At 69.2% G+C, this 20,131-nt stretch carries 18 protein-coding genes; 12 read left to right on the top strand and 6 right to left on the bottom strand.

Going from position 1 to position 20,131, the window contains the following annotated elements; genetic code table 11:
• Window positions 1–369: 369 nt before the first annotated feature.
• Complete coding sequence (locus tag SM757_RS29940; protein WP_322468142.1) at window positions 370–1,722, top strand: replication initiation protein; 1,353 nt, start codon at window positions 370–372, stop codon at window positions 1,720–1,722.
• Here SM757_RS29940 and SM757_RS29935 read toward each other — a convergent pair.
• Window positions 1,700–2,023, bottom strand: a complete 324-nt coding sequence (locus SM757_RS29935) for a YdhR family protein (RefSeq protein WP_322468141.1) — start codon at window positions 2,021–2,023, stop codon at window positions 1,700–1,702. The genes SM757_RS29940 and SM757_RS29935 overlap by 23 nt on opposite strands.
• Before the next feature lie 152 nt (window positions 2,024–2,175).
• On the opposite strand from SM757_RS29935, the gene SM757_RS29930 reads away from it, so the two are divergent.
• Window positions 2,176–3,960: a zinc ribbon domain-containing protein gene (locus SM757_RS29930; RefSeq protein ID WP_322468140.1), complete on the top strand. Its 1,785-nt coding sequence runs from the start codon at window positions 2,176–2,178 to the stop codon at window positions 3,958–3,960.
• A gap of 156 nt (window positions 3,961–4,116) precedes the next feature.
• Here SM757_RS29930 and SM757_RS29925 read toward each other — a convergent pair whose 3' ends face one another.
• From SM757_RS29925 to SM757_RS29905, 5 genes are all read right to left on the bottom strand, one after another.
• Window positions 4,117–4,590, bottom strand: a complete 474-nt coding sequence (locus SM757_RS29925; RefSeq protein WP_322468139.1) for a GNAT family N-acetyltransferase — start codon at window positions 4,588–4,590, stop codon at window positions 4,117–4,119.
• On the bottom strand, window positions 4,587–4,925 hold the full coding sequence (locus SM757_RS29920; protein WP_322468138.1) for a GNAT family N-acetyltransferase: 339 nt from the start codon (window positions 4,923–4,925) through the stop codon (window positions 4,587–4,589). Before SM757_RS29920 ends, SM757_RS29925 begins: the two co-directional genes overlap by 4 nt.
• A 111-nt stretch (window positions 4,926–5,036) precedes the next feature.
• Entirely contained in the window at window positions 5,037–7,298 is a 2,262-nt protein-coding gene (locus tag SM757_RS29915) for a xanthine dehydrogenase family protein molybdopterin-binding subunit (RefSeq protein WP_322468137.1), read from the bottom strand.
• 16 nt (window positions 7,299–7,314) lie between these two features.
• Entirely contained in the window at window positions 7,315–7,788 is a 474-nt protein-coding gene (locus SM757_RS29910; RefSeq protein ID WP_322468136.1) for a (2Fe-2S)-binding protein, read from the bottom strand.
• Between the two features lie 70 nt (window positions 7,789–7,858).
• A complete protein-coding gene (locus SM757_RS29905) occupies window positions 7,859–8,896 on the bottom strand; it encodes an XdhC family protein (protein WP_322468135.1) in 1,038 nt (345 codons plus the stop codon).
• Window positions 8,897–9,093: 197 nt separating this feature from the next.
• Here SM757_RS29905 and SM757_RS29900 point away from each other — a divergent pair, with 197 nt between their 5' ends.
• The 10 genes from SM757_RS29900 (at window position 9,094) to SM757_RS29855 (ending at window position 19,835) form a co-directional block, all read left to right on the top strand.
• A complete protein-coding gene (locus tag SM757_RS29900) occupies window positions 9,094–10,131 on the top strand; it encodes an AraC family transcriptional regulator (protein ID WP_322468134.1) in 1,038 nt (345 codons plus the stop codon).
• Between the two features lie 159 nt (window positions 10,132–10,290).
• Window positions 10,291–11,025, top strand: coding sequence for a FadR/GntR family transcriptional regulator (locus SM757_RS29895; RefSeq protein ID WP_322468133.1), 735 nt, complete (start codon window positions 10,291–10,293; stop codon window positions 11,023–11,025).
• The gene (locus SM757_RS29890) at window positions 11,022–12,056 is read left to right on the top strand and encodes an L-idonate 5-dehydrogenase (RefSeq protein ID WP_322468132.1); all 1,035 of its coding nucleotides are present in this window, start codon (window positions 11,022–11,024) and stop codon (window positions 12,054–12,056) included. Before SM757_RS29895 ends, SM757_RS29890 begins: the two co-directional genes overlap by 4 nt.
• A gap of 86 nt (window positions 12,057–12,142) precedes the next feature.
• Window positions 12,143–13,120 carry a sialic acid TRAP transporter substrate-binding protein SiaP gene (locus SM757_RS29885; RefSeq protein ID WP_066342600.1) on the top strand — a complete coding sequence of 326 codons (978 nt, stop codon included), beginning with the start codon at window positions 12,143–12,145 and terminating at the stop codon, window positions 13,118–13,120.
• 15 nt (window positions 13,121–13,135) lie between these two features.
• Window positions 13,136–13,756, top strand: coding sequence for a TRAP transporter small permease (locus tag SM757_RS29880; RefSeq protein WP_322468131.1), 621 nt, complete (start codon window positions 13,136–13,138; stop codon window positions 13,754–13,756).
• A 107-nt stretch (window positions 13,757–13,863) separates the two neighbouring features.
• The gene (locus SM757_RS29875; protein ID WP_066343227.1) at window positions 13,864–15,270 is read left to right on the top strand and encodes a TRAP transporter large permease; all 1,407 of its coding nucleotides are present in this window, start codon (window positions 13,864–13,866) and stop codon (window positions 15,268–15,270) included.
• Between the two features lie 17 nt (window positions 15,271–15,287).
• A complete protein-coding gene (locus SM757_RS29870) occupies window positions 15,288–16,055 on the top strand; it encodes an SDR family oxidoreductase (RefSeq protein WP_322468130.1) in 768 nt (255 codons plus the stop codon).
• 65 nt (window positions 16,056–16,120) lie between these two features.
• Window positions 16,121–16,987 (top strand): fumarylacetoacetate hydrolase family protein, encoded by an 867-nt coding sequence (locus SM757_RS29865; RefSeq protein WP_066343232.1) that lies wholly within the window; start codon window positions 16,121–16,123, stop codon window positions 16,985–16,987.
• A 17-nt stretch (window positions 16,988–17,004) separates the two neighbouring features.
• Window positions 17,005–18,540: a UxaA family hydrolase gene (locus SM757_RS29860; RefSeq protein ID WP_322468129.1), complete on the top strand. Its 1,536-nt coding sequence runs from the start codon at window positions 17,005–17,007 to the stop codon at window positions 18,538–18,540.
• 239 nt (window positions 18,541–18,779) lie between these two features.
• Entirely contained in the window at window positions 18,780–19,835 is a 1,056-nt protein-coding gene (locus SM757_RS29855) for an Ldh family oxidoreductase (RefSeq protein WP_322468128.1), read from the top strand.
• The last annotated feature ends 296 nt before the right edge of the window (window positions 19,836–20,131 follow it).

Here is a 20,131-nt window from a genome sequence, read left to right as displayed (position 1 = left end):
AAGCTTTCCTTTAAGCAGTCTTTACCTTCTTTAATACCTTTAGGCCTGTGGATAATTAAAAAAATCTTTGCGAATCAATGACTTGCGTTCACGGGGTGTCCAGGTGGACACGGGTTTGCGTCCAGGGTTCTGACTTTGAGCGTCCTGCGCCTTGACCTTTCCTGTCCAGCCTTTTGACCCTGGCGGGCCTGGACGGCCTCCAGCCTGTGGATAAGTGAGCGCGGCATGGGCGGGGAACCCCGGCGGTGGCGTTTGAAGGGCCGGCCGGATGTCCAGGGTTTTGACTATCCGGTATCTGGCGGCGTCCCCAACGGCCTGAAAGCGGCGACGGGGCCTGTCCGGCGGGTGCCGGACATATACTCGCCGCCCATGTCCAAGGCCTTGCAGACAACTCCACAGCTCCCGGCGGCGGAGGTCTTTCGCAAGCCCACGGCCATCATCGCCATCGTACCGGCCAACAAGCCGCTGACGGTGACGGCGCGCAAGGCCTACAACGTGATGGGCCGCATGGCGCAGCGCGCGGGCGACACGGGCGACACGGGCTACGCGGCGCCGCTCAAATCCATACTGCGCGGCTTCGGCGCGGACTCCAACGCCGCCGGCTCGCTCAAGCGCTACCTGGACGAGATGATGACGACCAAGGTCGAGTGGCGGCAGCTCTCGGCCGGCGACACGCCGCTGCAGGCTGCCGACGCGGCGGACGTCGTGGTCGCCGGCGAGCCGGAGCGGCTGCTGATGTTCACGCTGGTGTCGCAGGTGGAGCTGTACAAGGTGGGCCGCGACAACTGGGTGCGCTGGTGGTATCCGCCGGCCATACGGCGCCAGATGACGGACCCCGAGCGCTGGGCGCAGATCAGCCTGGAGACGGTGGCGCGGCTGGGCACCTACGCGGCGGTGGCGCTGTACGAGATCTGCGTGCGCTACAAGACCACCGGCCGCACCGCGCGCCAGCACTGGAGCTGGTGGGTGCCGGTGCTGCGCGGCAGCGAGCAGGCCAAGCAGCGCGAGTGGCGCAAGATCAAGAGCGAGCTGGTCGTCCCGGCCCTGCGCGAGATCAACGAGCTCAGCGAAATCGAGATCACGCTGGTGGAGCACAAGGAGGCCGACGGCGTGCACGTGCAGTTCGAGGTGAGCCCGCGCGAGTCGCACACCGCCGCCGCCGAAGCGCAGCAGCCGGTCGACGTCTCGCTCGTCAATCGGGCCCTCTCGCTGCACCTGGCCGAGCGCGAGGTGGACGCGCTCACCGAGCGCTACGGCGAAGCCGCCATGGCCCGCGCGCTGGACTTGCTCGACCGGCACCTGAACGGCTCCCAGCCGCCGGCGGACCGGCTCGCGCACCTGAAATGGATTCTTCACGGCATTGCCGAGCGCGCGCCGCGCCGCCCGGGGCCACAGGGCGCCATCGCCGCGGCGGCGCAGCCTCCGTTGCCGCGGGCGGCGCAGGCGTCAGGGCGCCGCGTCGGGCCGGTGGACGCGGCGCCGCAAGGGGCCGCGGCGCCGGCGCCTGCCCCCGCGCAGCCCAGCCTGCAGGCGTTCTCGCTGCGCTTCGATGCGCTGGAGCGGGAGCAGCAGGGCGCGTGGCTGGCCGAGCTGCGCCGCTGGGTGGTGGAGCGCGGCGTGGCCACGCCGCTGATGGTGCGCCGCATCGACTCCGGCGACTGGCGCTCGCCGCTGGTGCTGGCCTGGATGCAGCGGCTGCTTACGGAGCGTGGGGCGCTGTGATGATCTGGCCGGCCACGTTGTCCACCACCACGGGGCTGTTGAAGTAGGTCACGACCGGGTCGGTGCCGTACTTGTCCTTGACGAAGGCGCGCCAGGCGTCGGTGTACAGGGCCTCGGCGTCGGCCCTGGAATTCCACAAGTACACGCCGCCGGCGGTGCGGCCGTCCTCGGAGAGGACGTAAACCTTTCTCACCAGGCCCGGCACGCTGCGGTATTTGGGCGCCGTGCTCTGGAAAATCTCGCTGGCCTGCTCCAGCGTGATGGTTTGCGGCAGCGTGAAGGTCGTGAAGGTGGTGATCATGGGGAGGGGCTCCTGTGCGCGCGGTTGGATGCCTGCCGAATGATCGTTCGTCGCATGGCAGGCGGCCCAATCATGTTCGCTTCGGAATCCATGACCCGCTGCGCCTGCCTTGATGCGCACAATGCGGTGGACTTCCGCTCGCCGAGGCCGTCATGAGCTACGACTACAGCAGTGCCAATGCCACCCTGGAGTTGCCCAACCCTTACCGGCTGCAGAACCGGCTGTTGTTCGCCTGCGCCGCGCTGATGTGCCTGGCGGGCTTGTGGACGCTGTTCCACAGCCGCCTGGCGCTTGGGCCGGTGGGCGTGGCCGTTGGGCTGGCGCTGCTGGCCGCAGGTGTGGTGACGGCGGCCACGGGCGCCAAGCGGCTGCGCTTTTTCTTTGGCCGGGGCCGGCCGGAGTCGCTGGCGCCCAACCTGGAGCCCACGGTGGTGGGCACGTCCGAGGGGGCGGCGCACCTGAAGCGCATCCTGCGCGACGGCGCGCTCACCTACCCGGAGCCGTCGCGGGCTTTGGAAGGGCTGCTCTACCACGGGGTGCCGCGCCTGATCACGGCGCCGCTGGCCTTGCAGGAGCAGGCCAAGGTGGCCTTCTACAACCTGTGCGCGCTGCTGGTGACGGCGCTGAGCTTTGCCGTGGCCTGGGGCGTGTTCGGCACCGAGGCGACGCGGCCGCTGCTGAGCGTGGCGTATTTCGTCTTCGGCGCCGTGTTCCTGCTGCGGCCGGTAGTGACGGCCTCCACGGCGCGGCTGACCACGGCATCCGTGGTGGCGCTGCTGGCGGCGGCGGTGATTGGGCCCGCGCTGGTCGGCCTGCTGGCGCGCACGCTGCCCAACCTGCCGCAATGGTCGCTGGCGCCGCAGACGGCCATGCTGCTGGTGTCGGGCCTGGTAGCCGTGGGCCTGATCCTGGCGGCCACGCTGCAGCAGGTGCAGCCCCCGCCGCCGACGCAGACCAGCGTGCAGCAAAGCCGCGTCTCGCTGAACGTGCCGCCCAGCCTGCTGCTGGACGAGCTGCAGCGCCACCTGCAGGAGCAGTGGGTGGAGCGCATCCCCAACCGCTGCTATTCGCGCATCCGGCCCGTGATCGACCCGCAACTGCACGCCGGCCCCTTTGCCGGCGAGCTGATGGAGGAGACGCAGCCCATGCCGCTGGCACACATGCTGCCCGCGGGCATCGCGCAGGCGCTGCGCTCCAGGCGGCACGCCTTCCTGATGCTGCTGGACCTTTACGCCGCGCTGCTGATGGTGGTGGCCGTGGGCTGCGCGCTGGCCTTCGTGCTGTCGGTGGAGGAAGGCGAGGGCTTGTCGCTGCGCCTGCTGGGGGCGTCGTCCATCTTCATCGTGGTGGCGGCGTTCTGTTTCCGCTCTTCCAGCCGGCTGTGGGGCCGCTTCGATTTCGGCTCGGTGCTGAGCTGGGTGGAGATGGAGGGCACCTACCAGACCGCCAGCCTGGGCACTGGCAACACGCTCACGGGCAAGGTGCAGTCGGCCAACCAGATCGTGCGCACCGAGTCCATGACGCTGCGGGTGTGGCGGGCGCGCATCGAGTCGGTGGTGTTTGGCAAGGACAGCGCGAGGCAGGTGACGGCCATGTTCTCCACGGACGCGGAAGCCGCGGCGCTGGCCGAGCACTTGATCCAGTTCGGCCAGACGCGCGCCAGCCTGGTGGCGCCGGGCAGCCCGGAAGATCTGCATCGCATCCAGGCCCTGGCCAATGCCGAGCGGGCGCTGCAGGGTGGCATCGCCTCGACGTCGCAGGACCGCATTGCCGGCGACGTGGCCGCCGCGCTGGGCGCCACGGACGCCGCCGCCCAAGCGCCCGGCGCCGTGGCGCCACCTCAACCAGTGAAGCCGCGGTACTGCCCGGCGTGCGGACACAAGAATCCGGGGCACGCGCGGTTTTGCATGGAGTGCGGGAAGAGTTTGGAGGGATGAGGGCGGTATTTAGGAAGGGCCACTCCCGTCCCCATCGGCGGGTCTGGCGACTTATTACGCGTCGGTCCACGTCGGCATCGCCTGCTGTGTTCCTGAAGGAATATTATTTTTGACGCTCTGCAATTATTTTGCGTCAGTGGTTGATTCTGTTGCCCGTCACAAGGAAATTTTCAGCTTCCGGCCGCCGCTGATGGAAAAGCCCTCGCGTTCATAGAACGACAAGGTTTTGTCGAACTGCGGGAGCGGCGGCGTTGTTACTTCGAGTCGGGTCCAGTTTCGAGAGGCGCCCAGCGATTTGGCCTGGGATACGAGTTGAAGCCCCAGTTGATGGCTCCTATATTCCGGCCGCACGTACAGCTCGGCGATGGTGCCGAAGGCGCCTTCGGCGTAGAGGGCGTGGCTTTCATAAAGGGCAATGAAACCCACCGCTTTACCGTTTCCGTCACGGGCGACGAATACAAAGTATTTTCCTTGCTCAAGAAAGTCCCGGAGGCGGACCGTCGTTTCGCCACGGTCGAAATGGAAGGCTTGGACGTTGATGGCGCTCATGATTTCGGCCAGCAGTTCGCCGACCATGAGGGCTACGTCTTCCGTGTCGTCAATGGTGGCTTTTTGTATGAAAAACGTCATGTTCGATTCGGATGCCCGGGATTATTGAATGTGGCAAAAAGCTGGGCCTGACCTGATTTTCGTCTATGCCTATGCGCTTGTTGGGATATTATTGAATATCTTGCGGCCCATACTGATGCGATCCTCGACCGAATATCCGATGGACTGGTCATCGTGGTGCCGACAACCCGGTCGCCGATGAGCGCCACGAAGAATAGGCCGTCATTGACGGCAATTTTCTTGTCTATGCTCAAGTTTGGATCGTTGTGGCCGCCGGCATGGCCGAATACAGATGACCACAAGTCAATAACTTGCTGGCGATGGGCGGCATCTTGATAGGCAGTGACTTGAGGCATGGAAATGAGAAGGGCTGAAATAAAAAACGGCCGGTAGATTGCACTCTACCGACCGTCACGGTCCCCTCCACGGCAAACCCGCTCCCGCGAGCCCGCCGCCGGGTCTTCAAATCAAGCCATCTGAAACGGCAACACCCGCAGCGATTTCCCCGTCAGCGCCGCCACCGCGTTCGCAAACGCCGGCGCCAGCGGCGGCAAGCCCGGTTCGCCCATGCCGGTCGGCGGCTCGGCGCTGGGCACCGTGAACACGTCCACGCGCGGCATCGAGGTGATGCGTGCCACCTGGTACTCGTGGAAGTTGTGCTGCTGCACTTCGCCGTCCTTGAGCGTGATGGCCGCGCCGGGGATGCACATGCCCAACCCCATCAGCGCCGCGCCCTGCACCTGCGCCTCCACCGCGCGCGGGTTCACCACCAGGTTGCAGTGCACGCCGGCCGTCACGCGGTGCAGCACCGGCTGGCCGTCCTTCACCGAGGCTTCCACCACGTAGGCCACCACGGACTGGAAGCTCTCGTGCACGGCCACGCCCCAGGCCTGGCCGGCAGGGAGCTTGCGCTTGCCGTAGCCGCTCTTGTCCACGGCGAGCTGCAGCGCGGCGCGGTGGCGTTCGTGCTTGGGGCCCATCAGCTTCATGCGGTAGGCCACCGGGTCCTGCTTGGTCTGGCGGGCGATCTCGTCGATCAGCGTCTCCATCACGAAGGCGGTGTGGGTGGAGCCCACGCTGCGCCACCACAGCACCGGCACGTTCACCTTGGGGTGGTGCACCGTCAGCCGCATGGGCACTTCATACGGCTCCTTCATGCCTTCCACGGCCGTGTCGTCTATGCCGTTCTTCACCAGCATGGGCTCGAACGGCGTGCCGGTGACGATGGACTGGCCGACGATCACGTGGTCCCAGCCCAGCACGCGGCCCTGGTCGTCGAAGCCCACGCGCGCGGTGTGCAGGTGCATGGGGCGGTAGTAGCCGCCCTGGATGTCGTCCTCCCGGCTCCACAGCGTGCGGATGGGCACCGTGATGCCCGCCGCCTGCGCCGCCTTCACCACCTGGCAGGCCTCCACCACGTAGTCGCTGGTCGGGATGGCGCGGCGGCCGAAGCCGCCACCGGCCATCTGCACGTTCACGCGCACGTTCTGCGGCGGCACGCCCAGCGCCTTGCTCGCGGCCAGCCCGTCCAGGCCCGGCATCTGCGAGCCCATCCACAGGTCGGCCTTGCCGTCCTTCAACTGCACGGTGCAGTTCAGCGGCTCCATGGGCGCATGCGCGAGGTAAGGGAACTGGAACTCGGCCTCGATCACGTGCGGCGCGCCGGCAATCGGGGCCACGTCCGCGTCGTACTTGCGCGCGCCCGGCTGCTTGGCCAGCTCGCGGTACTGCTCCAGCTGGCGTGCGCTGTCCACCTTCTCCACGCCGCTCGTGTCCCAGCGCAGTTTCAGCGCGTCGCGGCCCAGCTTGGCGGGCCAGTAGGCGTCGGCGATCACGGCCACGCCCTCGCCGCCACGGTCCACGGGCACGCGCACCACGGCCTTCACGCCCTTCACGGCGCGGGCCGCGGCGTCGTCCACCTCGGCCAGCTTGGCGCCGAACACGGGCGGATGCGCCACCACGGCGGTGAGCATGCCGGGCAGGCGCACGTCTATGCCGTAGTCCTGCTTGCCGCTGCTCTTGGCCACGGCATCCAGCCGACCGGTGGCGTGGCCAATGATGCGGAACTGCTTGGGGTCCTTGAGCGTGACCTTCTCCGGCACCGGCTGCGCCATGGCGGCCTCGGCCAGCTCGCCATAGCCCAGGCGCTTGCCGCCGGGGCCGACAACGACGCCGGCCTGCGTGCGCAGCGCGGCCGGGTCGGCCTTCCACTGCGCGGCGGCCGCCGACACCAGCATGGCCCGCGCGCGGGCGCCCAGCTCGCGGTACTGCTGGTAGCTGTGCTTCAGCGCGGTGGAGCCGCCGGTGATGTGCAGGCCGAACACGGGGTCGGCATAAGCCGGGTCGTTGGTGCCGTGCTGGCTGCGCACCTTGCTCCAGTCGGCGTCCAGTTCCTCGGCCAGGATCATGGGCAGCGAGGTCTGCACGCCCTGGCCGAAGTCCAGCCGGTTGATGGTCACGGTGACGATGCCGTCGCTGCCGATCTTCACGAAGGCCGAGGGCTGCTGCGTCGGCTTCAGGCCGGCAGCCGCTGGCGCGGGTGCGGGGTCGTCCGCAGCGCTGGCGGCCAGCGGGAAGGCGCCCAACGCAAAACCGCCCGCGGCGGCGACTTTCAGAAAGCTGCGGCGCGGCAGGACGGCGGGGGCGGCGTCGGCCGGCGCGTCGGCGTTGATCAGGGCCTGCAGCGCCTTGGGCAGCGAGGCGATGGCGATGTCTTGGTCGAAATGCATGGTCGGCTCCTCGTGCTCAGGCCAGCGACTTGGCGGCGTCGGCGATGGCCGCGCGGATGCGCGCATAGGTGCCGCAGCGGCAGACGTTGCCGGCCATGGCGGCGTCGATCTCGCCCTCGCTGGGCTGCTTGCCCTTGGGCAGCGATTTCAGGAAGGCCGTGGCCGACATGATCTGCCCGCTCTGGCAGTAGCCGCACTGCGCCACGTCGTGCTTGACCCAGGCGGCGTGCACGGCCTTGCCGACCTTGTCCTGCCCGCCGGTGACGGCTTCGATGGTGGTGATCTTTTGTCCCGCCACGGCCGACACGGGCGTGACGCAGGAGCGCACGGCCTGGCCGTCCACGTGCACGGTGCAGGCGCCGCATTGCGCCATGCCGCAGCCGAACTTGGTGCCGGTCAGGCCCAGGGCATCGCGCAGCGCCCACAGGACGGGCGTGCCGGGATCGACGTCGAGCGCCTGCTCGCGGCCATTGACGTTGAGTGTGGTCATCGCAGCTCGTTGATTGGTAAAGCGAAGGAATCCGGCCGGTCCGCTGGCCGCGGGCCGCCGGGGGAGGGAATCAGGCCGCCTCGGCCAGTGGGGCCGTGGCGATGTCTTCAGCGGAAGGCGCAAGCCGTTCCTTGGCCTCGCGCACCGAAAGTTTCGCGGGCAACGCAACGCCGTTCTTCACCGCCAGCAGCTCGGCCATGATGCTCACGGCGATCTCCGGCGGCGTGCGGCTGCCGATGTACAGGCCCACGGGGCCGCGCAGCCGCGCGAGCGTGGCGGCGTCCACGCCGAAATGCTCGGTGAGGCGCGCACGGCGCGCCGCGTCGTTGCGCCGGCTGCCAATGGCGCCGACGTAGAAGGCCGGGCTTTGCAGCGCCTCCAGCAGCGCGAGGTCGTCCAGCTTGGGGTCGTGCGTGAGGGCCACCACGGCGCTGCGCGCATCGGCCTTGAAGTCCAGTACCACGTCGTCCGGCATGCCGCGCACCAGGCGCGCGCCCGCCACGCCCCAGTGGCCCGCGTACTCCTCGCGCGGGTCGCACACCGTCACGGTGAAGCCGCTGAAGAGGGCCATGGTCGCCAGGCATTCGGCCAGCGCCCCCGCGCCTATGAGCAGCAGCCGGTAGGCGGGGCCGAAGGTGTTCACCACCTCGTCGGCCGTGGCCAGGGCCTGCGGGGCTTGGGTTTCGGTCTGGGTGATGAGGCCGTCGCCCAGCCGCACGCTGCGGCGCATGAGGCGGCCGGCGTCCAGCGCCTGCACCAGGGCGCCGAGCAGCGCGGTGTCGGGGTCGGGCTCCAGCAGCAGCTCCAGCGTGCCGCCGCACGGCAGGCCGAAGCGGTGGGCCTCGTCGGCGCTCACGCCGTAGGTGAGCAGGTGCGGCAGGCCCGCGGGCCAGGCGCCGCCGCGGGTGTGGCGGTGGATGAGATCGTCTTCGATGCAACCGCCGGAGACGGAGCCCACCACGGCGCCGTCCTCGCGCAGCGCCATCACCGAGCCCACGGGCCGCGGGGACGAGCCCCACGTGCGCACCACCGTCACCAGCATCGCCCGGCGGCCCTCGCCGCGCCACTGCGCCAGCGTGCGCAGCACCATCGCGTCCACGTGTTCCATGTCGTTCGCACCCCGCTACACATGCAGGCGGCCCGCTGGCCTGATCCTGCGCCGTTCAAGGGCGGCAGTGTCGGCGCGCCCGGGGTTTGCCCGGTAGCCCGATGCTGCGAGTTGTTTGCCTGATCCTCCGGGGGGCAGGGCGCCACCTGGCTGCCATCCCTTAGCATCGCCGCGCTTTCAAGCGCAGGAGCCGCACCATGGACGACACGCTGCAAACCCCCATGCATAACGATGGCGACGCACCCACCGCCGCCGCCACCGCGCTGGACGCCCAGCGCTTCGAGGCGGCCCGCCTGGGCCTGGCCCACGGCGTGGAGCGCTGGACCGACGGCAGCCAGGTCTTCCAGCCGGCGGCGCTGCCCAGCCTGTCCATGTACCGCACGGGCAACCCGGTCGGGCCGATCTGCGGGCTGTACCAGCCCAGCGTTGGCCTGATCGTCCAGGGCCGCAAGCGCGTGCTGCTGGGCGGCGACGCCTTCACCTACGACCCGCGCCACTTCCTCGTCACCGCGCTCAACGTGCCCACGGTGGCCAACATCCTGGACGCCACGCCGCAGCGCCCCTTCATGGCGCTGCTCATGACGCTGGACCCGCACGAGATCAACCGCATGGTGCTGGAAGGCAAGCTGCCCCCCGCGCGCGGCCAGGGCAACGAGCGCGCCATGACGGTGGGCAGCGTGCACGTGCCGCTGCTGCGCGCCTTCCAGCGCCTGGTGGACTTGCTGGACGAGCCGGAAAGCATCCCAGTGCTGGCGCCGCTGGTGCAGCAGGAAATCCTGTACTGGCTGCTGGTGAGCGACCAGGGCGCGCGGTTGCGCCAGATCGGCGCCGTGGGCAGCAGCGGGCACCAGATCGCCCGCGCCATCGACCTGCTCAAGAGCCGCTTCACCGAGCCGCTGCGCATAGAGGCGCTGGCCGACGAGGCACGCATGAGCCTCTCCACCTTCCACCACCACTTCAAGCAGCTCACCGCCATGAGCCCGCTGCAGTACCGCAAGCGGCTGCAGCTCAACGAGGCGCGGCGCCTGATGTTCGCCGAGCACCTGGACGCTTCGACGGCGGCCTACCGCGTCGGCTACGAAAGTGCCTCGCAGTTCAGCCGCGAGTACAGCCGCGAATTCGGCTCCCCGCCCGGGCGCGACATGGTGCTGCTGCGCGAGGCGGCGCTGAATGCGGCGATGGGGTCGGCTGCGCAGGGGGGCGCAAGGCAGGGCGGGGCCGGCGCGGCGCATTGAGGGGCGACGTGATCCGGCGAGTGGCCCTCCACTGAGCCGCCTGCAAGCTTCGCGTCAGGGTTTGCCCCGGGAGGGCAAGCCCGGATAGGGATTGGAAGGGGTGCTGCCTATCCTGCCGGTCAATTGGTCAGACCAACAAACCAACAGACCGCCACCGCCATGCCCATCCAGGCCATAGAACCCCGCAGGCTGTACCGCCAGATCGCCGACCAGTTGCGCACGCTGATCGACGGCGGCGAGTTCCCGCCCGGGTCGCGGCTGCCCACCGAGCGCGATCTGGCGACGCAGTTGGGCGTGTCGCGCCCCTCCGTGCGCGAGGCGCTGATCGCGCTGGAGGTGGAGGGCGTCATCGAGGTGCGCATGAGCTCCGGCATCTACGTGCGCCAGCGTGCGGCGCGGGTGCTGGTGGACACGCGCACGGTGGATGGCCCGCTGGAGACCATCCGCGCCCGCCAGGTGGTGGAAGGTGAGCTGGCCGCCATGGCCGCGCGCGCGGCCAGCCCCGTGCTGGTGGCCGCGCTCACCGAGGCCGTGGACCTGATGGACCAGGACATAGACGGCGGCGTCATGCCGCTGCGCGGCGACCGCCTTTTTCACCTGCGCGTGGCCGAAGCCGCCGAGAACGGCCCGCTGCTGCGCGTGGTGACGCAGCTCTTCGACGAGCGCAACAACCCGCTGTTCGAGCGCTTGGGCCGCCATTTCGAGAACGCCGACAACTGGCGCACCGCCGTGGCCGAGCACCGCCGCGTGGTGCAGGCCGTCAAGGACGGCGACCCCGACGCCGCCTGCGCCGCCATGCGCGAGCACCTGCAGCGCTCGCACGACCGCTTCACCGCCAACTGGCCAGTCAACCAATCGGCGCCCTTGCAGGTGCCCGACCGCATCACCCCATGAGCAGTACCTCCACGGTGTGCCGCATCCACGCGGCGCTGGACCTTCGCCTGTCCGACGAAACGCTGCCGGTGCCCGGCCCCCACGAGGTGCGGCTGCGCCTGGGGGCAGGGGGCATTTGCGGGTCGGACCTGCATTACTGGCAGCACGGGCGCGTGGGCGCCTTCGTCATCCGCGAGCCGCTGATCCCGGGGCACGAAGCTTCCGGCATCGTGGACGCCACAGGCCCCGGCGTGACGCGCGTGGTGCCCGGGCAGCGCGTGGCCATCAATCCCTCGCACGCCTGCGGGCGCTGCGACTACTGCCGCGCGGGCCGCTTGAACCTGTGCCGCAACATGTTCTTCCTGGGCAGCGCCAGCGTGTTCCCGCATGCGCAGGGCATGTTCCGCAGCCACTTCCTCATGGGCGAGGCGCAGCTCACGCCGGTGGAGGAGGCGGAGGTCTCCCTGGGCGAAATCGCCTGCGCCGAGCCGCTGTCCATTGGCCTGCATGCCGTGGACCGCGCGGGCCCGCTGCTCAGCCGCACGGTGCTGGTGATGGGCGGCGGCACCATCGGCTGCATGAGCGTGCTGGCCGCGCGGCTGGCGGGTGCGGCGCGGGTCATCGTGGCCGACGTGGCCGACCGCCCCTTGCAAAGCGCCCGCGAGGTGGGTGCGGACGAAACGCTGCGTGTCGATCAAATCGCGCCTGCGGACCTGTCCGACCTGGCCGACGTGAGCATCGAGGCGGCCGGCAACGCCGCCGCGCTGGCGAGCTGCTTCGCGGCCACGCGCCGCGGCGGGCGCATCGTGCAGGTGGGCACGCTGCCGCCTGAGGTCACGCTGCCGCTCAACCAGGTCATGGCCCGCGAGCTGGATTTCGTTGGCGCCTTCCGCGCCAACCACGAGTTCGACTGGGCCGTGCAGGCCATTCGCACGCGCCGCGTGGACGTGCGCCCGCTCATCAGCGCCCAACTGCCGCTGGCGCAGGCCGATGAGGCCTTCCACCTGGCGGCCGACCGGGGCCGCAGCACCAAGGTGCAACTGGTCGGCTGACCGCCGCCGCTCCTTCGCTTTCTCCGTTCCTTTCGCTTTACCCAGAACCACACCGGCCCGCCCATTGGGCCGACACAGGAGACGACATGGACCGCCGCATTGCCTTCAAGACCGCCCTGGCCGCGCTGGCGCTGGCCGCCGCCGGCAGCGCCGCCGCGCAGACCAAGCTCAAGTGGGCGCACGTCTACGAGACGTCCGAGCCCTTCCACAAGTGGTCGGTATGGGCCGCGGACGAGATCAAGAAGCGCAGCGGCGGCAAGTACCAGATCGACGTCTACCCGGCTTCGCAACTGGGCAAGGAAAACGACATCAACCAGGGCCTGGCGCTGGGCACGGTGGACATCATCATTTCTGGCTCCAGCTTTGCCGCGAAGAGCTTTCCGCGCATAGGCGTCACCTACTACCCGTACACGTTCCGCGACGTCAACCACCTGCTGGCCTATACCAAGAGCGACATCTACAAGGAACTCACCGCGGGCTACGAGCAGAAGTCCGGCAACCAGATCGTGGCCACGACCTACTACGGCGTGCGCCACACGACGAGCAACAAGCCCATCACCAAGTGCGCGGACATGAAGGGCTTGAAGATCCGCGTGCCCGACGTGCCGGCGTATCTGGCCATGCCGCGCGCCTGCGGGGCCAACACCACGCCCATCGCTTTCGCCGAGGTGTACCTCGCGCTGCAGAACGGCACCGTGGAGGCGCAGGAAAACCCGCTGCCCACGATCGAGGCCAAGAAGTTCTTCGAGGTGCAGAAGCACATCGTCCTGACCGGCCACATCGTGGACCACCTCAACACCGTGGTTTCCGGCGCGCTGTGGAAGAAGCTGCCGGACGCGGACAAGAAGCTGTTCTCCGAGGTGGCGCAGGAGGCCGCCGAGAAGGCCTCGCAGGAAGTCGCGGCCAAGGAGAAGGAGCTGGTGGCCACCTTCAAGAGCCGCGGCCTGACGGTGACGGAGGTGAACACGGCCGAGTTCCGCGACACCGTGCTCAAGAACGTGCCCTTCGAGCAGTACGGCTACCAGAAGGCCGACTGGGAGCGCATACAGGCGCTGGTCAAGTAAGCCCGGAGCCCCGCCATGGCCGTGACGCACCCCGACATGCACATGCACGCCGCATCGCACAGCGCAACGCCCGCCGTTTCAGGCGCCGAGGCGGAGGCTGAAGCCCAAGCCATCGCCGCCAGCTTCGCCGAGGCCGACGAGCACCACGTGGACCTCTCGCCCTACGGGCTGGAGGACTGGATCTGCCTGGGCTTCTTCTGGCTCATGACGGGGCTGGTGGTGCTGCAGTTCTTCACCCGCTACGTGCTCAACGACAGCTTCGCGTGGACCGAGGAGCTGGCGGTGTACTGCCTGATCCCGGTGGTGTTCATAGGCGCGGCGGCCTGCGTGCGGCGCAGCCGGCACATCCAGGTCAACCTGGTCTACCGCTGGCTGCCGGGCGCCCCGGGGCGCGTGCTGGCGACGCTGGTGGACGTGGCGCGCACGGCCTTCTTCGCCTACGCGGCCTGGCTGATCGCGCGCTACGCACTCGCGGTGGACAACGAGCCCATGACTACGATCGACTGGAACAAGAGCCATGTGTACTGGCTCGCGTTTGCCGGCATGGCGCTGATGGCGCTGCGCTCGGTACAGGTGAGCGTGCAACATCTTCGGCAGGGCTTCAGCGCGCTGGAGCGCCCCGAAGCCTACGACTGACGCCAAGCTCCTTTTCGCTACCCGGCGCCCGCCCAACCCGCGCGCCTGCTCCCACGGGGGCAGGCGGTGGCGCAGCGCGGACTACGCAACCCTTCAGCCGTACTCCCATGCTCATCCTCGTAGGCTCCTTCCTCGCGCTGATGCTCGTCGGCGTTCCCGTGGCCGTGGCCATGGCCGGGGCGTCCCTGCTCTTCATCCTGGTATCGGGCTCGGTCCCGGACATCGTGGTGGCACAGCGCATGATTGCCGGCATCGAGTCCTTCCCGCTGCTGGCCGTGCCTTTCTTCATCCTGGCCGGCAACCTCATGAACATCGCCGGCATCACCGGCCGCATCTACAACTTCGCTGTGGCGCTGGTGGGCTGGATGCGCGGGGGGCTGGGCCAGGTCAACATCATCGGCTCCGTCATCTTCTCCGGCATGTCGGGCACGGCCATCGCCGACGCCGCGGGCCTGGGCTCCATCGAGATCAAGGCCATGAAGGACCATGGCTACGACACCGAGTTCGCCGTGGGCGTCACGGCGGCTTCCGCCACGCTGGGGCCCATCATCCCCCCCTCGCTGCCCTTCGTCATCTACGGGATGATGGCCAACGTCTCCATAGGCGCGCTGTTCCTGGCCGGCGTGTTGCCGGGCATCTTCATGACGCTACTCATGATGTTCACGGTGGCCTGGTTTGCACGCAGGAACAACTGGGGCGGCGACGTCGCCTTCCACTGGGGCCGCCTGGGCGGCGCGACGTTGGAGATCGCCATCGTCCTGGCCTTCCCCATGGCGGTGTGGCTCATGACCAAAGCCGGCGTGTCGCCCAACCTGGCCGCTGGCATCGGCTTCGTCGCGCTGCTGGCGCTGGACTGGAAGTTCAACTTCTCGGCCGTGATGGCGCTCATGGCCCCGGTCATCCTCATTGGCGGCATGACCATGGGCTGGTTCACGCCCACGGAAGCCGCGGTCGCCGCCGTGATTTGGGCGCTGTTCCTGGGCCTGGTGCGCTACCGCAGCATGACGCTGCGCACGCTGGCCAAGGCCACCTTCGACACGGTGGAGACCACGGCCTCGGTGCTCTTCATCGTCACGGCTGCATCCATCTTTGCGTGGCTCATGACCACCACGCAGGCGGCGCAAATCCTCACCGACGCCATCCTGAGCATCACGGACAACAAGTGGGTCTTCCTGCTGCTGGCCAACCTGCTCATCCTGTTCGTGGGCTGCTTCATCGACACCATCGCGGCCATCACCATCCTGGTGCCCATCCTGCTGCCCATCGTCCTGAAGCTGGGCATCGAGCCCATCCACTTCGGCCTGATCATCACGCTCAACCTCATGATCGGCCTGCTGCACCCGCCGCTGGGCATGGTGCTGTTCGTCCTGGCACGCATCTCCAAGCTCTCCGTGGAGCGCACCACCATGGCCATCCTGCCCTGGCTGGTGCCGCTCATGGGTGCTCTCATCGCCATCACCTACATCCCCCAGATCACGCTGTGGCTGCCGCAGCAACTGGGCATGCTCAAGTAAGCACGAGGACCAACCTGATGAGACTGCAAGGCAAGACCGCTTTCGTCACCGCGGCGGGGCAGGGCATAGGGCGCGCCACGGCGCTGGCTTTCGCCCGCGAGGGCGCCCGCGTCATCGCCACCGACATCAACACCGCGCTGCTGGACGCGCTGGCCGGCGATCTCGCCGCCACCGGCGCCGCGGGCAGCCAAGTGCTGCGGCTGGACGTGCGCGACGCCGCCGCCATCCATGCCGCCGCGGCCCAAGCGGGCGACGTGGACGTGCTCTTCAACGGCGCGGGCTTCGTCCACGCCGGCGACGTGCTGGCCAGCACCGACGAGGAGATGGACTTCGCCTTCGACCTCAACGTCAAGTCCATGGCCCGCACCCTCCGCGCCTTCCTGCCGGGCATGCTCGCGCGCGGCGGCGGCTCCATCGTCAACGTCGCGTCGGTGGCGGGCAGCATCAAGGCGCCCGTGAACCGTTTCGTGTATGCCACCAGCAAGGCGGCGGTGGTGGGCTTGACCAAATCGGTGGCCGCCGACTTCGTGGGCCGCGGCGTGCGCTGCAACTGCATCTGCCCCGGCACGGTGGAATCGCCCTCGCTGCGCGAGCGCATCGCCGCGCAGGCCGCGGCCAGCGGCAAGACGGAGCAGGAGGTGGAAGCGATGTTCGTCTCCCGCCAGCCCATGGGCCGGCTTGGGCGCGACAGCGAGATCGCCGCGCTGGCCGTGTACCTGGCCAGCGACGAGTCCGCCTTCACCACCGGTACCGCGCAAGTCATCGACGGCGGCTGGTCCAACTGACGAGCCGGCGACCGGCCCGCTCCACCCCACTTTTTCCCTTCACTTCACCCCTTCGCCGTACCCCTATGAAACTGCTTCGCCATGGCGCCCGCGGCGCCGAACGTCCCGCCCTGCTCGACGCCCAGGGCCAGGTTCGCGACCTCTCCGGCGTGATTCCCGACATCACCGCCGACACCCTGCGCCCCGAGAACCTGCGCCGCCTGCAGCAGATCGACCCCGCCACGCTGCCGCTGCTGCCCCAGCCCGCGCGCATCGGCACGCCGTGGAGCCAGGTGGGCAAGTTCATCTGCGTGGGCCTGAACTACGCCGACCACGCGGCCGAATCCAACCTGCCCGTGCCGGCCGAGCCCGTGCTGTTCACCAAGGCCAACAGCGCCGTCACCGGCCCAAACGACCCGGTGGTGATGCCGCAGGGCTCGGTCAAGACCGACTGGGAGGTGGAGCTGGGCGTGGTCATCGGCCAGCGCGCGCGCTACGTGAGCGAGGCCGACGCGCTGGGCTGCGTGGCCGGCTATTGCGTGGTCAACGACGTGTCCGAGCGCGAATACCAGATCGAGCGCGGCGGCACCTGGGACAAGGGCAAGGGCTGCGACACCTTCGGCCCCATAGGCCCGTGGCTGGTGACCCAGGATGAAGTGCCGGACCCGCAGGCGCTGAACCTGTGGCTGGAGGTCAACGACCGCCGCTGGCAGGACGGCAACACGCGCACCATGGTGTTCGGCGTGCGCCAGCTCGTGAGCTACATCAGCCGCTTCATGACGCTGGAGCCGGGCGACATCATCAGCACCGGCACGCCGCCGGGCGTCGGCTTGGGCGCCAAGCCCAACCCCGTCTACCTCAAGGCCGGCGACGTGATGCGCCTGGGCATAGCGGGCTTGGGCGAGCAGCGCCAGACCGTGCACGCCTGGGACGCCCGGCTGCTGGACCAGTAAGGCGGAGGCAAGGGCCCATGGACCCCGTGATACGCATCCACCCCGCCGACGACGTCGTCATCGCGCGGCAGCAACTCGTGGCGGGCACGCGCATCGCGGGCCTGGGCCTGACCGTGCAGGGCCTGGTGCCGCCGGGCCACAAGCTGGCCGTGCGCGACATCCCGGCCGGCAGCCCCGTGCGGCGCTACAACCAGGTCATCGGCAGCGCCACGCGCGACATTGCCGCCGGCCAGCACGTGCACACGCACAACCTGGCCTTCAGCGACTTCGAGCGGGCGCTGGAAGTGGGCGTGGACGCGCTGCCCACGCCGCGCGCCACGCCCGCGGCCACGTTCGAGGGCATCGTTCGTGCCGACGGCCGCGTGGCCACGCGCAACTACATCGGCATCCTCAGCTCGGTGAACTGCTCGGCCACGGTGGCGCGCGCCATTGCGGACCATTTCAAGGCCCACCCGCGCCTGCCGGCCGACGCGCAGCCGCTGGCCGCCTACCCCAACGTGGACGGCGTGGTCGCGCTCACCCACGGCCTGGGCTGCGCCACCGACAGCGAGGGCGACGCGCTGAAACTGCTGCGCCGCACCTTGGGCGGCTATGCGCGCCACCCCAACTTCGCGGCGCTGCTGGTGATCGGCCTGGGTTGCGAGACGAACCAGATCGCCGGGCTGATGGCGCAGGAGGGGCTGCAGCCCTCCACGCGGCTGCACGTCTTCAACATCCAGGACAGCGGCGGCACGGCGCAGAGCGTGGCCCACGGCGTCGCGCTGGTGGAAGGGATGCTGGCCGAGGCCAACGCCGTGCGCCGGCAGCCGGTGCCTGTAAACCACCTGACGGTGGGCCTGCAGTGCGGCGGCTCGGACGGCTATTCCGGCATCAGCGCCAACCCGGCGCTGGGCGCGGCGGTGGACCGGCTGGTGGCGCATGGCGGCAGCGCCATCCTGTCGGAGACGCCGGAGATTTACGGCGGCGAGCACCTGCTGGTGCGGCGTGCGGTGAATGCGGACGTCGCGGCGCGGTTGATGGAGCGCGTGCGCTGGTGGGAGCGCTACACCGCGCGCAACGACATGCGCATGGACAACAACCCCAGCGCCGGCAACAAGGCCGGGGGGCTGACCACCATCCTGGAGAAGTCGCTGGGCGCCATCGCCAAGAGCGGCACCACGGCCCTGGTGGACGTGCTGGAGTACGCCCAGCCCGCCACCGCGCGCGGCCTGCTCTACATGGACACGCCGGGCTACGACCCCGTCTCGGCCACGGGCCAGGTGGCGGGCGGCGCCAACCTGATCTGCTTCACCACCGGCCGCGGCTCGGCCTACGGCTGCGCGCCGGCGCCGAGCCTGAAGTTCTCCACCAACACGGCGCTGTGGCAGCGGCAGGGCGACGACATAGACCTCAATTGCGGCGGCATCGTCGAGGGCGAAACCACCGTGGACGAGATGGGCGAGGCCATCTTCCGACGCATGCTGGCCACGGCCTCGGGGCAGAAGACGCGCAGCGAGATCCACGGCTATGGACAGCATGAATTCGTGCCCTGGTCGCTGGGGGCGGTGATGTGAGGAATGAGATGAGGTAGCCCCTCTACTTCGTCATGCCCGCGAAGGCGGGCATCCACGAACACCGAGGTGCCGCCTTCGCCCTGCATCGCTTCACGCCGCCGTTGGCGCGCCGCTGGTTTGGTCGGCGTGGATGCCCGCTTTCGCGGGCATGACGGATGAGGGTGCGAGGCGCCCGTGCAGCGGGGCCGCCGGGCACAACCCCCTCCCGGCAAGTCATTGGAACAAGTGAGGAATCAACCTTGACCACCGAAGCCATCGAACTCATCCACTGCCCCGCCGAAACCCTGCGCACCTGGGGCCGCGCCTGCCTGCAGGCCATGGACGTGCCCGAGGCCGACGCGCGCAGCGTGGCCGACTCGCTGGTGCTCACCAGCCTGTGGGGCGTGGACTCGCACGGCATCGCCCGGCTGCCGCACTACCTCAACCGGCTGCGCGCGGGCTCCATCAAGGCGCGCCCCGCCATCCGCGACGAGCTCACCGGCCCCTGCACGGCCCAGGTCCACGGCGACCAGGGCCTGGGCATCGCCGTGGCCCACCACGCCAACCGCCTGGCCATGCGCCTGGCGCGCGAGGCCGGCGTGGGCGCCGTGGGCGTGAGCGACAGCTCGCATTGCGGCGCCATCGGCCTCTACGCCCGCGCCGCGGCCCAGGAAGGGCTCATCGGCATCGCCTTCACGCACGCGGACAGCATCGCCGCGCCGCATGGCGGCCACCGCCCCTTCCTGGGCACCAACCCCATCGCCATTGCCTTCCCGCGCGCCGATGGCGAGCCCGTGTGCCTGGACATGGCCACCACCTCCATCCCGTGGAACCGCGTCATGAACGCGCGCCGCGAGGGCCGCGGCCTGCCGCAAGGCGTGGCCGTCGATGCCCAGGGCCAGCCCACCACCGATGCCGCCGCCGCCAGCGCGCTGCTGCCCCTGGGCGGCACCGACTACGGCCACAAGGGCTACGCCATGGCGCTGATGATCGAGCTGCTGTGCGGCCCGCTGCACGGCAACCCCTGGGGGCCGCACATCCCGCCCATGTACGAACAACTGCACCGCCCGCGCGAGTTGGGCGCTTTCTTCATCGTCCTGGACCCGATGCGCTTTGCCGGCGGCGCCACGCTGGCCGCCACCGTCGCCCTCATGGCCCAGACCCTGGCGGCCGAGCCCGGCGCGCCCCGCATGCCCGGCGACCCCGAGCTGCAGCGCCTCTCGCAGCGCAGCGAGGCCGGCATCCCGTTGGAGCCCGGCCTCGTGGCCCAAATGCGCGAGTGGAGCAGCCTCGTGAACGTGCCCGCGCCGGCCTGAGCGCGCGCGCGGCGCACCGGCCACGCCCCCAAAGCGTCCGGAAAACCACCCAAACGCCCGCCGAGCGCCCACGCGGGCGCCGCTCTGCGGCCACCGCCAACCGCGGGTAAGCCCCGATAAAAGTGAGAAACCGGTTTCCGTAGCATAGCGGAAACCGGTTTCAGGTATTTGCTTTGCCGCGCTGATCCGGCGCCGAGCTTTTGCCCTTTTTGACCGCATGCGCCTGCCCGGCGGCGCGAGGTGCGAGGAGACGAACGATGAACAAGTTCCTGGACGGCTATTGCCGCCTGTTGGAT

The sequence above is a fragment of the Azohydromonas lata genome, assembly GCF_034427735.1.
Lineage (GTDB): Bacteria > Pseudomonadota > Gammaproteobacteria > Burkholderiales > Burkholderiaceae_C > Azohydromonas > Azohydromonas lata.
Note: the sequence above shows the minus strand (reverse complement) of the source record. Positions and strands in the feature narration are given on the sequence as shown.

Coding starts and splice junctions, on each gene's coding strand:
- SM757_RS29870 (WP_322468130.1), top strand. CDS start 15,288: ATGAGACTGCAAGGCAAGACCGCTTTCGTCACCGCGGCGGGGCAGGGC.
- SM757_RS29935 (WP_322468141.1), bottom strand. CDS start 2,023: ATGATCACCACCTTCACGACCTTCACGCTGCCGCAAACCATCACGCTG.
- SM757_RS29865 (WP_066343232.1), top strand. CDS start 16,121: ATGAAACTGCTTCGCCATGGCGCCCGCGGCGCCGAACGTCCCGCCCTG.
- SM757_RS29875 (WP_066343227.1), top strand. CDS start 13,864: ATGCTCATCCTCGTAGGCTCCTTCCTCGCGCTGATGCTCGTCGGCGTT.
- SM757_RS29890 (WP_322468132.1), top strand. CDS start 11,022: ATGAGCAGTACCTCCACGGTGTGCCGCATCCACGCGGCGCTGGACCTT.
- SM757_RS29895 (WP_322468133.1), top strand. CDS start 10,291: ATGCCCATCCAGGCCATAGAACCCCGCAGGCTGTACCGCCAGATCGCC.
- SM757_RS29915 (WP_322468137.1), bottom strand. CDS start 7,298: ATGCATTTCGACCAAGACATCGCCATCGCCTCGCTGCCCAAGGCGCTG.
- SM757_RS29940 (WP_322468142.1), top strand. CDS start 370: ATGTCCAAGGCCTTGCAGACAACTCCACAGCTCCCGGCGGCGGAGGTC.
- SM757_RS29910 (WP_322468136.1), bottom strand. CDS start 7,788: ATGACCACACTCAACGTCAATGGCCGCGAGCAGGCGCTCGACGTCGAT.
- SM757_RS29880 (WP_322468131.1), top strand. CDS start 13,136: ATGGCCGTGACGCACCCCGACATGCACATGCACGCCGCATCGCACAGC.
- SM757_RS29930 (WP_322468140.1), top strand. CDS start 2,176: ATGAGCTACGACTACAGCAGTGCCAATGCCACCCTGGAGTTGCCCAAC.
- SM757_RS29925 (WP_322468139.1), bottom strand. CDS start 4,590: ATGACGTTTTTCATACAAAAAGCCACCATTGACGACACGGAAGACGTA.
- SM757_RS29885 (WP_066342600.1), top strand. CDS start 12,143: ATGGACCGCCGCATTGCCTTCAAGACCGCCCTGGCCGCGCTGGCGCTG.
- SM757_RS29905 (WP_322468135.1), bottom strand. CDS start 8,896: ATGGAACACGTGGACGCGATGGTGCTGCGCACGCTGGCGCAGTGGCGC.
- SM757_RS29920 (WP_322468138.1), bottom strand. CDS start 4,925: ATGCCTCAAGTCACTGCCTATCAAGATGCCGCCCATCGCCAGCAAGTT.
- SM757_RS29900 (WP_322468134.1), top strand. CDS start 9,094: ATGGACGACACGCTGCAAACCCCCATGCATAACGATGGCGACGCACCC.
- SM757_RS29860 (WP_322468129.1), top strand. CDS start 17,005: ATGGACCCCGTGATACGCATCCACCCCGCCGACGACGTCGTCATCGCG.